Annotated in this window: 15 protein-coding genes; 7 read left to right on the forward strand and 8 right to left on the reverse strand. The window is 73.4% G+C overall.

The features are described from left to right. Position 1: 1 nt before the first annotated feature. The 7 genes from ACWEPX_RS24540 to ACWEPX_RS24570 all read right to left on the reverse strand — a co-directional run bounded on the left by ACWEPX_RS24540 (position 2) and on the right by ACWEPX_RS24570 (position 5899). The gene (locus ACWEPX_RS24540) at positions 2-565 is read right to left on the reverse strand and encodes a hypothetical protein (RefSeq protein WP_451899576.1); all 564 of its coding nucleotides are present in this window, start codon (positions 563-565) and stop codon (positions 2-4) included. 69 nt (positions 566-634) lie between these two features. Continuing rightward, on the reverse strand, positions 635-841 hold the full coding sequence (locus tag ACWEPX_RS24545; RefSeq protein WP_451899577.1) for a hypothetical protein: 207 nt from the start codon (positions 839-841) through the stop codon (positions 635-637). Between the two features lie 24 nt (positions 842-865). Continuing rightward, positions 866-2527, reverse strand: a complete 1662-nt coding sequence (locus tag ACWEPX_RS24550) for an FAD-dependent oxidoreductase (protein WP_451899578.1) — start codon at positions 2525-2527, stop codon at positions 866-868. Continuing rightward, a complete protein-coding gene (locus ACWEPX_RS24555) occupies positions 2524-3081 on the reverse strand; it encodes a DUF5987 family protein (RefSeq protein WP_451899579.1) in 558 nt (185 codons plus the stop codon). Before ACWEPX_RS24555 ends, ACWEPX_RS24550 begins: the two co-directional genes overlap by 4 nt. A gap of 121 nt (positions 3082-3202) precedes the next feature. After that, a complete protein-coding gene (locus ACWEPX_RS24560; protein ID WP_451899580.1) occupies positions 3203-3853 on the reverse strand; it encodes a winged helix-turn-helix transcriptional regulator in 651 nt (216 codons plus the stop codon). Then, positions 3850-5202, reverse strand: a complete 1353-nt coding sequence (locus tag ACWEPX_RS24565) for a sensor histidine kinase (protein ID WP_451899581.1) — start codon at positions 5200-5202, stop codon at positions 3850-3852. The genes ACWEPX_RS24560 and ACWEPX_RS24565 overlap by 4 nt, the downstream gene beginning before the upstream one ends. Then, on the reverse strand, positions 5192-5899 hold the full coding sequence (locus ACWEPX_RS24570) for a response regulator (protein WP_451899582.1): 708 nt from the start codon (positions 5897-5899) through the stop codon (positions 5192-5194). Before ACWEPX_RS24570 ends, ACWEPX_RS24565 begins: the two co-directional genes overlap by 11 nt. A gap of 104 nt (positions 5900-6003) precedes the next feature. Here ACWEPX_RS24570 and ACWEPX_RS24575 point away from each other — a divergent pair, with 104 nt between their 5' ends. The 5 genes from ACWEPX_RS24575 (at position 6004) to ACWEPX_RS24595 (ending at position 9133) form a co-directional block, all read left to right on the forward strand. Further along, positions 6004-6498, forward strand: coding sequence for a hypothetical protein (locus tag ACWEPX_RS24575; RefSeq protein ID WP_451899583.1), 495 nt, complete (start codon positions 6004-6006; stop codon positions 6496-6498). Beyond that, on the forward strand, positions 6495-6878 hold the full coding sequence (locus tag ACWEPX_RS24580; RefSeq protein WP_451899584.1) for an SPW repeat domain-containing protein: 384 nt from the start codon (positions 6495-6497) through the stop codon (positions 6876-6878). The genes ACWEPX_RS24575 and ACWEPX_RS24580 overlap by 4 nt, the downstream gene beginning before the upstream one ends. Positions 6879-6945: 67 nt before the next feature. Next, a complete protein-coding gene (locus tag ACWEPX_RS24585) occupies positions 6946-7269 on the forward strand; it encodes an STAS domain-containing protein (protein WP_451899585.1) in 324 nt (107 codons plus the stop codon). A gap of 53 nt (positions 7270-7322) precedes the next feature. After that, a complete protein-coding gene (locus ACWEPX_RS24590; RefSeq protein ID WP_451899586.1) occupies positions 7323-7562 on the forward strand; it encodes a hypothetical protein in 240 nt (79 codons plus the stop codon). Between the two features lie 50 nt (positions 7563-7612). After that, complete coding sequence (locus ACWEPX_RS24595) at positions 7613-9133, forward strand: ATP-binding protein (RefSeq protein ID WP_451899587.1); 1521 nt, start codon at positions 7613-7615, stop codon at positions 9131-9133. Positions 9134-9168: 35 nt separating this feature from the next. Here the strand turns inward: ACWEPX_RS24595 and ACWEPX_RS24600 are convergent, their stop codons facing one another. Beyond that, complete coding sequence (locus ACWEPX_RS24600; RefSeq protein WP_451899588.1) at positions 9169-9555, reverse strand: VOC family protein; 387 nt, start codon at positions 9553-9555, stop codon at positions 9169-9171. A gap of 188 nt (positions 9556-9743) precedes the next feature. Between ACWEPX_RS24600 and ACWEPX_RS24605 the strand changes: the two genes are divergently transcribed. Together ACWEPX_RS24605 and ngcE are read left to right on the forward strand one after the other, a co-directional pair. After that, complete coding sequence (locus ACWEPX_RS24605) at positions 9744-10847, forward strand: ROK family protein (RefSeq protein WP_451899589.1); 1104 nt, start codon at positions 9744-9746, stop codon at positions 10845-10847. A 23-nt stretch (positions 10848-10870) separates the two neighbouring features. Beyond that, positions 10871-12277, forward strand: coding sequence for an N-acetylglucosamine/diacetylchitobiose ABC transporter substrate-binding protein (gene ngcE / locus ACWEPX_RS24610; protein ID WP_451899590.1), 1407 nt, complete (start codon positions 10871-10873; stop codon positions 12275-12277). Position 12278 lies beyond the last annotated feature (1 nt).

Raw genomic sequence — 12278 nt, forward strand, 5'->3', positions numbered from 1 at the left:
GTCAGCCGACGGCGGCGGGGGTCCGGCGCGGGGCGCAGTCGCACTGGATGAGGTCGTCGATGCGGGGGCGCCGGTGCAGGACCATCGCCACCACCATCGGGATGAAGACCACGGCGTTGTAGAACAGGTGCAGCTCGACGCGCGGCAGGACCAGCTGCAGGATGCTGGTCGGCACCGGCTCGCCGAGGATGTTCTCGCCGGTGAGCGCCTGCAGGAACAGCAGCAGGTGCTCGAAGTGGTGCCACACCTGGATCCACAGCGCCAGCATCCACCAGGTGCGCGCCCGGCCGTGGAAGCCGTGCCGCAGGATGACGAAGCCGACGAGCATGACCAGCGCGTAGCCGTAGTGCATCAGCTCCGACTTCACCAGCCACGGGAACCACAGGCCGAGCACGCCGCCCGCCTGCGGCCGCGGCCAGTCCAGCGCGTAGATCTGCACGGCCTGCACGATGTGCTCGGCCCAGTGCGCCACCACGATGAACAGGAACAGGTAGAGCCCCAAGCGGTGGTACTTGGTGTTGAGCGCCGCGATCGCATTGCTGCGGACACGGGGTGTCGCCGCCATCACGCCTCCATTCCCGATCAAGCCGAGCACCGCCCCCCGGGGCGGGGGGCGGTCCGGACGATCATCCAGTCACGCGGCGGGCGGCCACAAGGCGCGGGCGTGCTCTCTGGCGGCCCGCGCCTGGGCCCTGGTCCACTCGGCCTCGGGCCCGCCGTCCTCGGCCAGCTGGTCGAGCAGCGCGGCCTTGCGCTCGTACCACGCGGCCACGACGGAGGGCGGGGCGTGCGGTCCCGGTTGGGACAGCATCACCTCGGTGATCTCCCGGAGTCCGGACATCCACACCACCCCGCCCTCGTCAGCTCATGCGCGCGCCGGCGACAGGGCGGGGAACGCGCCCTTGGTCGGCACCGGGGCGCCGTAGGAGACATCCACGCCGCGCTGGCGCGCGGTGGCCACGATCCCGGGCATGGCCCGCTCCGCGAGCGCGGAGATGGTCAGCGCGGGGTTGACGGTCAGCCCGCACGGCACGGCCGAGCCGTCGGTGACGAAGATGCCCGGGTGCCCGCGCAGCTCGTGCCGGTCGTCGAGCGCGGAGGTCGCCGGGTCGTCGCCGATGCGGCAGGACGACAGCGGGTGCACCGTGTACGCGCCGACCAGGTCGTTGGTCCACGGCAGCACGGTGGCCAGGCCGTCGCGCTCCAGGATGTCGCGCACCTCGGCGTCGGCCTCGGCCCACCCGCGGCGGGTGTTCTCCGTCGGGTCGTACTTCAGCGGCCCGGTGCCCAGCATCTGCTGCGAGATGCGGATGGAGTTGCCGGTGGGCGGCGGCGGGCCGAAGACGCCCTCGTTGTCGTCCTCGGTCATCTGGAAGATGGTCATCCAGGACGACCACTTGCTCAGCAGCTCGCGCTTGGCCGGGCCGTACCAGGTCGGGCCGTCCGGGCCGTGCGCCTGGGCGAGGAAGGTGCCCAGGCCGACCGGGAAGTACAGCTGCTCGAGGGAGAACCGGCTGTACTCCGGCAGCGAGCCGTCCAGCTTGTCCCAGCTGGCCACGACCGGGCCGCGGCCGATCTGGTAGGCGTCGTAGGCCGGGTTGCCCGGGCCGCGGTCGATGCCGAGCACCTCGCGGACGCGGTCGTCGTTGATGATCGCGGTGTTGAGCCGCTCGCCGTTGCCGGAGAAGTAGCGGCCCACCGCGTGCGGCATCGTGCCCAGCTCGGGCTCCGAGCGCTGCAGGATGCACGGCGTCGCTCCCGCGCCCGCGGCCAGCACGACGATCTTGGCCTCGATCTGCCCGCCGCCGCGGGTGATCCGGTAGTCCTCTTCGTCGATGTGCAGGTAGTGCACGACGTAGTTGCCCTCGTCGGTGCGCGAGATGCGCTGCACCTCGTGCAGCGGCCGGATCTCCGCGCCGTGGGCGACCGCGCCGGGCAGGTAGTTCAGCAGCATCGACTGCTTGGCGTCGAAGCGGCAACCCGCCATCATCCAGTTGCAGTTGGTGCACTTGGCGGTGTCGATGCCCACCGGGACCGGGTTGGCGGTGCGGCCCGCGTGGTTGCACGCCGCCGCCCACAGCCCGCCCGCGTAGGTCACGTCGTCCCAGGTCTGCTGCTCGACCGGGAACACCTGGGAAACCCGGTCGTACCACGGGTCGAGCGTCTCGCGGCTGATGCTCTTGGGCCACATCCGGCGGCCGATGCTGCCCTGGCGCTCGAAGACGAACCACGGCGCCCGCGGCAGCGCGGCGAAGTAGACGACGCTGCCGCCGCCGACGCAGTTGCCGCCGAGCACGCTCATCCCGTCGCCGGAGACGAAGTCGAAGATCCTGGTGTAGCTCGACCCGAGCAGGTAGTCGTGGTCGAAGCCCTTGGCGTCCAGCCACGGGCCGCGCTCCAGCACGGTCACCTTCGCCCCGCCTGCGGCGAGGTGGTAGGCGGCGATCGAGCCGCCGAAGCCGCTGCCGACGACGAGGACGTCGGTCTTCTCGATGGCGGCCGAGCCGCCGTTGGCCGCAGTGGTCACGCCGGGCTCCCGGATTCGGTGGTGTCGGGGTGGGTCTTGGCCAGCTCCTGGTGGTACCCGTAGTCCTTGAACCGCCAGATGCCGTCGCTGTCGGGCTTCTTGAAGCCCAGGGTGATCAGGCCGGGGTGGCCTTCCTTGAGCGCCTTGACGGTGCTCTTGTGCGGGGCCGAGTCGAAGGCCATGTTGCTGAACAGGGCCAGCATGACCCAGCCCGCCTGCTCGGGGTGGCCCAGCGCGGTCAGCCTGCCGACGAGGGCGTACCGGTGGTCGTAGTCCAAGGCGACGAAGGGCGGGACCGTGTCGTCGAGTTCGAGCCCGTGCTCTTCGGCGTAGTTGGTGGCGTGCTGGTTGAGCATGGCGACCAGCGACGGCAGGCCCGCGGCGATGCCCGGCGCGGAGTGGTGCATCAGCTCCAGCGCTCCCGCTTGGACGCTGCCCGGCCCATCGACGATCCCCGCGATCGCGCGGTCGTCCGGAGACCGCTTCTCGCCCGGGACGATGGTGTCGGCGTACGCCTCCAGCGTCAGCGTGTAGACCGGGTCTTCGGAGTCCACAGTGGTCCCTCCCTTGGCTCGCCTGCGAACCATGGTCGGGTCGGGCGCGCCGGCGCGGCATCTCCGCCGATGCCGCGGTGGCGGGGGCAGCACGCGCGGAGACGGCCCGTCTCCGGTGTTGCTACGCCTGGGCGGCGTAGCGGCTGACGCCGATCCAGGAGACCGCCGAGCGCACCGCGGAGCGCTCGCCGATGAGCTGCAGGCTCTCGTCGGCCAGCGCGTCCAGCCACTTGCGGTGGCCCAGCCAGATGCCCGCCAGCGTCGCGGGGGAGCAGCGGATCGTCACCGCGATCGGCAGGCCGGGGTCGCGGTCGCCCGCGGAGGCCCGCGGCTTGCTCAGGGTCAGCCACCAGCGCCGCGGCGGCGGCCCGTCGGTGAACTCCACCAGCAGCGCGACCGGCCGCGGCGGCAGCGCCTCGGGGTCGATGTTGCGCCCGATGTCGTAGAGCAGCAGGCCGGGGTCGAGGTCGCGCGGGCCCGGCGCGGGCAGCCACCGGCCGCTCCACGAGCCCAGCAGGTCGACCACCGCGCGCAGCTCCCGGCCCGCCTCGGTCAGCCGGAACCGGCCGGACTCCCGCGCCACCAGCCCGGCCGAGCGCAGCGCCCGCAGCCGGGTGAGCAGCGTCGAGACCGTCAGCCCGGGCAGGCCCCTGGCCACGGTGTCGATGTCGGCGGGCCCGTGCAGCAGCTCGCGGACGATCAGCAGCGTCCACGGCTGGGTGACGACCTCGGCGGCGCGGGCGACGGGGCAGTGCTGTTCGTAGCGTTTCACCGGGGCTCCCCCACGGGGAGGGTCACGGTGAACCGCGCCCCTCCGGTCGGACTCTCTCCACAGTGGACGTTCCCGCCGTGCGCGGCCACCGTCTCGGCGACCAGGGCCAGGCCCAGGCCGGTGCCCGCCGACGAGCCGCGCGCGCCGCGGCCGGTGGCGAAGCGGGCGAAGACCCGGTCGCGCTCCTCCGGCGGCACGCCGGGGCCGTCGTCGTCGACCTCGATGGCGGCGCGGTTGCCGGTCGCGTGCAGGCGCAGCGCGGTGGCCCCGCCGCCGTGGCGGTCGGCGTTGTCCAGCAGGTTCGTCATGGCGCGGACGATGGCCAGCTTGCGGCCGGGCACGACCACCTCGGCCGGGGCGTCGAGCAGCTCGGCCGGGCGGCCGGTGGCGGCCAGCACGTTGGCCAGCAGCTCGCGCAGCCGCAGCTCCTCCACCTCGCCCGCGTGCAGCCCGGCCTCGGCCCTGGCCAGGTCCAGCAGGTCCTCCAGCATGCCGCGCAGGTGGTCCAGCTCGCTGGTGACCAGCGCCAGCGCCCGCCGGGACCGCTCGGGCAGCTCGTCGGCGTGCCGCTGCATCACCTGCACGCTGGTCACCAGCGTCGTCAGCGGGGTCCGCAGCTCGTGGGTCACGTCGCCGACGAAGCGGCGCTCGCGGGCGATGCGGCTCTGCAGGGAGTCGACCATCGCGTTGAACGAGCGGACCATCGGGCTCAGGTCGCGGTCCTCGCCCTCGGGCAGCCGCGAGCCCAGGTTGCCCGAGGCGATGCTCGACGCCGTGCCCGACAGCGCCCGCAGTGGGGCCAGCACCCGCCCGCTGGCCCACCGGCCGAGCAGGGCGGCCCCGCCCGTGGCCGCCAGCGCGCTCAGGATCAGCACCGTGCCCAGCACCCGGATCGTGGCCTGCAATTCGGCGGCGGGGGTGAACTCGTAGTAGGCCGACCCGTCGGGCATCGGCACGCCCGCGACCAGGTACGGGCGGTCCTGCACGGTCACCGGCAGCACCCCGGACTCCCCGGCAGCGACCAGCTTGCGCAGCGAGTCCGGCGGCAGGTCGGGCGGCTCGTCGCCGGAGGCGCTGAGCCAGCGGCCGCCGTGCTCCAGCACCAGGCTGGTGCCCTTGGGCGGGTCGACGTAGGCCAGCGCCTGCTCGGGCGTGGCCCCGGGCACGGCCAGCCTGCTGGCCACGAAGTCGGCGTCGGCGGCGGCCAGCCGCTCGGCCGAGCGCTCCCGCTGCTCGGTCAGGTAGCCGCGGCTGATGGCGAACACCGCCACCGCCATCAGCAGCGACAGCAGCGCGCCGCCCACCGCGAAGGTGAGCATGACCCGGCCGCGCAGTCCGCTAACGGACATCAAGCCGGTACCCCAGGCCGCGGACGGTGACCACCGTGCGCGGCTCGGACGGGTCGCGCTCGATCTTGGTGCGCAGCCTGCGCACGTGCACGTCGACGATGCGCTCGTCGCCGAAGAAGCCGCGGTCCCACACCCGCGCCAGCAGCGCCTGCCTGCTCAGCACCCGGCCCGGCTCCTCGGCCAGCTCGCAGAGCAGCCGGAACTCCGTCAGCGTCAGGTGCACGTCGTCGGACCCGCGCCGGACGGTGCCCGCGTGCGGGGACAGCACCAGCCCCGCCTCGGCGTCGAGGACCACCTCGGGCACCCCGGCGGGCGCGGCGTTGGCCGCCCGCCGCCGCAGGGCGCGCAGCCGCGCGGTGATCTCCTTGATCTCGAACGGCTTGGTCACGTAGTCGTCGGCGCCCGCCTCCAGCGCGGCCACCACGTCGTGGGTGTCGGCCCTGGCGCTGACCACGATGATGGGCAGGTCGCTGGTCCGGCGCACCTGCCGGATGCAGCCGAAGCCGTCCATGCCGCCGAGCATGAGGTCCACGACCATCACCTCCGGCGGCCCCAGCCGGTCGATCGCGTCCAGCGCGGTCTCCGCGTCCGGCGCCTCGGTGATCGTGTAGCCCTCGTCCTCCAGCGCCAGCCGCAGGGACGCGCGGACCCGGTCGTCGTCCTCGACGATCAGCAGTCGCACACCCACCGGGCCCATGCTGCCAAAACGTCCGGCCAGGACCACCACCGAGACCCGGTCGTCACAGAACCGCAAAGATCCCGACCGGGCGATCTCAACACGGCCGGACGACGCTGGGGGCCATGACGGGGACGATCGACGCCCGCACCACCGTGGTGCTCGCCCGGGAGGCGCTGCTGCTGTGGCCGCGGGGCGGCAGGCAGGACGTCGACCCGGCCGTCGCCGACCTGTGGCCGGTGTTCGCCGTGGTCGTCGACGACCGGCAGCTGCGCCGCGCCCCCGGCGGGCGCGCCCTGATGGGCCGCATCGACGGGCGCAGCGCCTTCACCCTGCTCGACGGCGTGGCGCGCTGGCAGGTGCTGGCCGCCGACGCCCCGCTGCTGGCCCTGAACGTGCGCGCCGAGGCGCCGGTGCCGGTGGGCATCGATCTGGTGCTGCCCGCCCGGTCGCTGGTGGGCGAGCTGGACCGGCTGGCGGCCGGGCCGACGGTGGGCATCACCACCACCAGCCGCGCCGCGGGCCTGACCGCGGGGGCGGACGTGCGCACCGCCCTGCGCGCGCTCGCCCTGGCCCGCAGCGCGCCGTGCCCGCAGCTCGGCGCGCTGGCGGCCCGGTGACCAGGCGGGTGCCCGCAGCCGCGATCCAGGTGCCCGGGCTGGTCAGCGGCGTCCTGCTGGTGCTCGGCGCGTGGCTGGTGGTGTTCTCGGTGACCGGCGTCTACGGCGTCGACCGCGGCTTCGACGCGCCCTGGAACGACCGCGTCGCCGGGCTCTGCGCGCTGGGGCTGGGCATCGTCCGCATCGCCCGGCGGGTGCGCCTGAGCACCGCGTCCGGCCTGGGCATCCTGCTGGGGCTGTGGCTGCTGGTCTCGCCGTTCGTCGTCGACTACGGGTTCGGCGCCGACACCGCGATGGCCATCCTGGTCGACGTCGCCGCGGGCACGGCGTTCGCCGTGCTGGCGCTGGTGGAGTCCTTCGGCGCGAAACCGGCGGTGTGAGCGGGGTCGCGCGCGGGTACCAAGGTCGGGTCGGGTCGCAAACGGCAGAGGGAGTTGAACGGACGCGGTGAGCGCTGAACCGGCTCGGCTCGTGGTGAGCCATCTCGCGTCGGACGGTGGGCACACGGTCGTGCTCGACGGCGAGCTCGATTACCTCACGGCCCCCGACTTCGTCGCGGTCCTGGACGAGATCCCCGTGGAGACGGGGGCGTCGGTGGACCTCGACCTGGGCGCGGTGCCGTTCTGCGACTCCGCGGGCATCGCCGCCCTGGTCCGCGCGTACCAGCGGGTCACCCGCGGGAAGGGCACCCTGCGCGTGGTGGCGATGGACCCGCGGGTGCGGCGCACGCTGGAGCTGACCGGTCTGGCGCAATTGTTCAATCCGCGCTAGATGGGGAACCCTCATCTCCGTTCCATCCGCGGGACCGGGGAATCGGGGGGAACATGGCTCGCAAGGCGTCGAGGGGCCCCCGCACGGCCGTGCTGCTCGCGGTCGTGGCGCTGCCCCTGCTCGCCGCCGCGGCCAGCTACGCCCTCGCCGACGACCCGGCCCCGCAGGTCCCCACCGAGGTCCGGATCAACGAGGTCGGCGACGCGCCGGCCCCTGCGCCCGGATCGATCACCAGCACCACCTGTCCCCTGGTGGTGACGCCCGCCCCGCCCCTCGGCGGCGGCGGGGGATGACGACGGTGACGACCACGGTGAGGTGGCCGCGATGACGACGACGATTGACCATGACCGCGACTGACGGCAGCCCCGCCGCGGGCCCGGCACACCAGAGCGCCCCGCTGCCGGTCGTCGGCACGGACCGGCCGCCCCCGTCCGGTCCGCTGCCGACCGCGCCCGTCCGCCGGGCGGTGCCCGCGCGCGCCCGGATCATGGGCTGGATCCTCCTGCTCATGGCCGTGGTGTCGCTGGCCGTGGGGGTGATGACCCGCAACCTGCTCATGCAGCAGGTCGACACCAAGGTGAGCGCGGTGCTCCAGCAGGAGGTCCAGGAGTTGCAGGAGGTCGCCGACGGCGGGGTGGACCCGGCCACCCAGGTCCCGTTCGGCGACGTCGAGGAGCTGCTCCTCGACCACCTCCAGCGCCGCTTCCCCGACGACGACGAGGTGCTCGTCGGCTGGCTGGGAACCCCCGATGACGGCGTGGCCCTGCGGCAGAACCGCGTCGAGCCGTTCCCGCTGGCCGACCGGCTCGACGTGCTGGAGCCGATCCTGGCCGACCCGGGCGCCAGCGGCTCGGTGGCCACCGACGCGGGGGAGATGCGGTGGGTGAAGGCCCCGGTGGTGCACTCGGCCCAGCCGGGCGACCGCGGCGCGTTCGTCGTGGGCTACCTCGTCGACCGCGACCGCGCCGAGGTCGACCACGCGATCCAGACGCTCGGGCTGGTGGGCCTGCTGGGCCTGCTGTTCGCCGGGGTGGCCGCCTGGGCGGTGGCGGGCCGCATCCTGGCCCCGGTCCGGCTGGTGCGCCAGAGCGCGGCCGAGGTCGCCGAGCACGACCTGACCCGGCGCCTGCCGGTCCGCGGCAACGACGACATCGCCGCGCTGTCCGAGCAGTTCAACGCCCTGCTCGACCGGCTGGAGCAGGCGTTCGCCACCCAGCGGCAGTTCGTCGACGACGCCAGCGCCGAGCTGCGCGCGCCCATCTCGATCGTGCGGGGGCATCTGGAGCTGATGGGCGACGACCCGCGCGAGCGGGAGGCCGTCGTGCAGCTGTGCACCGACGAGCTGGACCGGATGAACCGCATCGTCGGCGACCTGCTGGTGCTGGCCAACGCCGAGCGCCCCGACTTCGTGCGGCCCCGCCCGGTCGAGGTGGCCGAGCTGACCGCCGACGTCTACGGCAAGGTCCGCGCCGTCGCCCAGCGCCGCTGGCTGCTGGAGGCGATCGGCGAGGGCGTCGCCGACCTCGACCCCGAGCGGGTGACCCAGGCGATGGTGCACCTGGCGCACAACGCCGTGCAGCACACCGGCGACGGCGACGACGTGCTGATCGGCTCGTCCATGCTGGAGGGCCGGGTCGCCTTCTGGGTGACCGACCGCGGCCCCGGGGTCCCGCCCGAGGAGCAGGCCAGGATCTTCGACCGGTTCAGCCGCGGCCCCGGCGCCGCCCCCGGCCAGGGGGCGGGGCTGGGCCTGTCCATCGTCCGCGCCATCGCCGAAGCCCACGGCGGCAGCGTCCGCCTGGTGTCCATCCCGGGCCAGGGCTCGTCCTTCGGCATCGATCTGCCCGCCGAGGCGAGCCGCTGAGCCGCGCCCCGGCGCCGGGCGGTCGCCGACCGGGGTCAGGGGTGGCGGCCCGCGAGCACGCAGAACTCGTTGCCCTCCGGGTCGGCGAGCACGACCCAGGGCTGGTCGCCCTGGCCGACGTCCGCGCGGCGGGCGCCCAGGGCGATCAGGCGCTCGACCTCCGCCGCCTGGTCGCGGTCGGTCGGGTTGAGGTCGATATGCAGGCGGTTCTTGGTGGTCTTGCCCTCCGGCACCGCCGCGAAGGTGAGCACCGGCGGCACCGGGCCGGGGGTGCGCTTGGCGTCGGGGACCGCCGGTGACCCGATCGTGACCACCCCGTCCTCCTCGTCCTGCACCTGGTAGTCCAGGACCGCGCACCAGAACCGCGCGAGGGCGCGCGGGTCGGCGCAGTCGATCGCCAACTCGGTGAACCTGCTGGCCATGGGACCTCCCCGTTGCGCTGCGTCAGCGCCGACATCCTAGGGGTGGCGGTCGTTCCATACCGGCCGAATCATGGTCTAGACCTATGCCGCCGATTGGTCCAACCACTTGCGCCGGACGTTCGCTTGTGAGTGGTCTAGGCCACCCCGATAGTTAGGAAAGTTTCCTACCGCCCCCTAGGAGGTGCCCAGTGGCAGTGCCGGGCACCCTCCGCACGCTCAACGACCAGGCGGTGCTGGAGCTGCTGCTCGACCGCGGCCCGCTCACCCGACCGGAGATCGCCGCCGCCACCGGGCTTTCCAAGCCGACGGTGTCCCAAGTGCTCACCCGGCTCAACGGCATCGTTACCGCCGACGGACCCCGCACCGGCCTGCCGGGGCGGACCGCCGAGGTGTACCGCGTCGACCCGACCGCGGCCACCGCGGCCGCCGTCGACGTCACCCCGCGGCGGATCGCCGCGCGGGTGGTCCGGGCGACCGGGGAGGTGGTCGGGGAGTACCGGCTGCCCACCCCCGGGCGCCAGGGCGGGGATGTCGTCGAACGGCTCCGCACCGCGATCACCAACGCGGGCGCGGCCCCGGAAGCCCTCGACCACGTCGTCATCGGCGTGCCCGGCGCGGTCAACCCGCGCACCGGGAAGCTCGCCTTCGCCGCGCACCTGCCGGGCTGGCACCAGCCGCACCTGCTGGACTGGCTCACCGACGGCCTGGGCGCCGACATCGCCGTGGAGAACGACGTCAACCTCGCCGCCGAGGCCGAGCGGGCCGCGACCGGCGAGCGCGACTTCGCGCTCTACTGGGGGGCCGAGGGCATCGGCACCGCGCTCGTGCTCGACGGCCGCCTGCACCGCGGCGCGGGCGGCGGCGCGGGGGAGATCGGCTACCTGCCGGTGCCCGGCGCCCCCACCGCCCGCGACACCGGGCGGACCTCCGTGCACGGCCTGCAATCGATCGCGGGCGGGGCCGCGATCGGCAGGCTGCTGCACACCCGCAACCCCGCTGCGGCCATGCGGTCCGCCAGCGACGGCGCCATCGACGAGATCGCCCACCGCATCGCCTTGGGGATCGCCGCCGTGGTGGCCGTGGTCGACCCGGGCGTGGTCGTGCTCAGCGGCCACGTCGTGCTCGCGGGCGGCGAGCGGCTGCGCGCCCGCGTCGAACGCGCACTGCACGCACTCACCCTGCCGCAGCCCCCGGTGCGCGGCACCGCGGTCTGCGACGACCCGGTGCTGGCGGGCGCGGTCGTCCTCGCCCGGGCCAAGACCCGGGACACCCTGCTGACCAGGGTCTGCTGACCCCGCACCCACAAGGAGATCGCATGACGTTCAACCGCCGCCGGATGCTGCACGGCTTAGGCGGCCTCGCCGTCCTCACCGCCGTTCCCGCGTGCGCGTTCGGTGGGAACGAGACCGACACCCCCACCGGCCCGACCGGCGACGGCGGCGCGGAGAACCCGTTCGGGGTGAAGGCGGACACCGCCCTTGAGGTGGTCATCTTCAAGGGCGGCCTCGGCGACAAGTACGCCACCGAGGTGCACGAGCCGATGTACGCCCAGAAGTACCCGGGCGCCAAGGTCGAGCACGTCGCCACCCAGCAGATCGCCCAGACCCTGCAGCCGCGGTTCGCAGGCGGGGACGTGCCCGACGTCATCGCCAACTCCGGCACCGACCTGATGGACCTCGGCGCGCTGGTCGACGCCAACCAGCTGCTCGACCTCACCCCGCTGTTCGACGCCCCCGCCATCGACGACCCCAACGTCAAGGTGCGCGACCGGGTGGTCAACGGCTCGATCGAGGCCGGTTTCGTCGGCGGCAAGCCGCACGCGCTGATGTACGTCTACACCGCCTACGGCCTGTGGTACGACGCCAAGCTGTTCGAGGCCAACGGCTGGGAGCCCGCCAAGACCTGGGCCGACTTCGACGCCCTGTGCGCCAAGATCAAGGCCAAGGGCCTGCACCCGTTCGCCTACCCGGGCAAGAACGCCGCCTACTACCAGTACTGGTCGATCCTGATCTCGGCGGCCAAGATCGCGGGCAACAAGGTGCTCATCGACGTCGACAACCTCGTCGACGGCATCTGGACCTCCGACCCGATCCGCCAGTCGGCCGCCGCGTGGGCCGAGATCGGCGCGAAGTACCTCGACAAGTCCTACGAGGGCCTGACCCACACCGAGGTGCAGACCGCGCAGAACCAGGGCCGCATCGGCTTCTTCCCCTGCGGCTCCTGGCTGGAGAACGAGCAGAAGGACCAGACCCCGGCGGGCTTCGAGTACGCCATGTGCCCGCTGCCCAGCGTCACCGGCAACGACGCGATGCCCTACGAGTCGATCCGCACCGCGGCGGGCGAGGGCTACATCGTCCCGGCGCAGGCCAAGAACTCCGCGGGCGGCCTGGAGTACCTGCGGATCATGCTCTCGCACGAGGGCGCCCGCGGGTTCACCGAGAAGACCGGCAGCATCACCATCGTCAAGGGCGCGGCCGACGGGCTGCCGCTCTCGCCGGGCAACAAGAGCGTCGCCGCCGCGCAGTCCGCGGCCGGGGACAACATCGTCACCTACAACTCGTTCGAGAACTGGTACAAGGAGCTGGAGACCGAGCTGCGCGCCAAGACCAACGCGCTGATGTTCGGCCGCATCACCGCAGACCAGTTCTGCACCGACATGCAGGCCAAGGCGGACTCGGTCAAGGCCGACTCCTCCATTCCGAAGCAGCAGCGGAACGGCTGAG

The organism is Actinokineospora sp. NPDC004072 (assembly GCF_053604195.1).

Bases quoted from the DNA above. Each gene is read 5' to 3' on its own strand.
- ACWEPX_RS24590 (WP_451899586.1), top strand. From the start codon at position 7,323: ATGGCTCGCAAGGCGTCGAGGGGCCCCCGCACGGCCGTGCTGCTCGCG.
- ACWEPX_RS24595 (WP_451899587.1), top strand. From the start codon at position 7,613: ATGACCGCGACTGACGGCAGCCCCGCCGCGGGCCCGGCACACCAGAGC.
- ACWEPX_RS24600 (WP_451899588.1), bottom strand. From the start codon at position 9,555: ATGGCCAGCAGGTTCACCGAGTTGGCGATCGACTGCGCCGACCCGCGC.
- ACWEPX_RS24570 (WP_451899582.1), bottom strand. From the start codon at position 5,899: ATGGGCCCGGTGGGTGTGCGACTGCTGATCGTCGAGGACGACGACCGG.
- ACWEPX_RS24545 (WP_451899577.1), bottom strand. From the start codon at position 841: ATGTCCGGACTCCGGGAGATCACCGAGGTGATGCTGTCCCAACCGGGA.
- ACWEPX_RS24565 (WP_451899581.1), bottom strand. From the start codon at position 5,202: ATGTCCGTTAGCGGACTGCGCGGCCGGGTCATGCTCACCTTCGCGGTG.
- ACWEPX_RS24540 (WP_451899576.1), bottom strand. From the start codon at position 565: ATGGCGGCGACACCCCGTGTCCGCAGCAATGCGATCGCGGCGCTCAAC.
- ngcE (WP_451899590.1), top strand. From the start codon at position 10,871: ATGACGTTCAACCGCCGCCGGATGCTGCACGGCTTAGGCGGCCTCGCC.
- ACWEPX_RS24575 (WP_451899583.1), top strand. From the start codon at position 6,004: ATGACGGGGACGATCGACGCCCGCACCACCGTGGTGCTCGCCCGGGAG.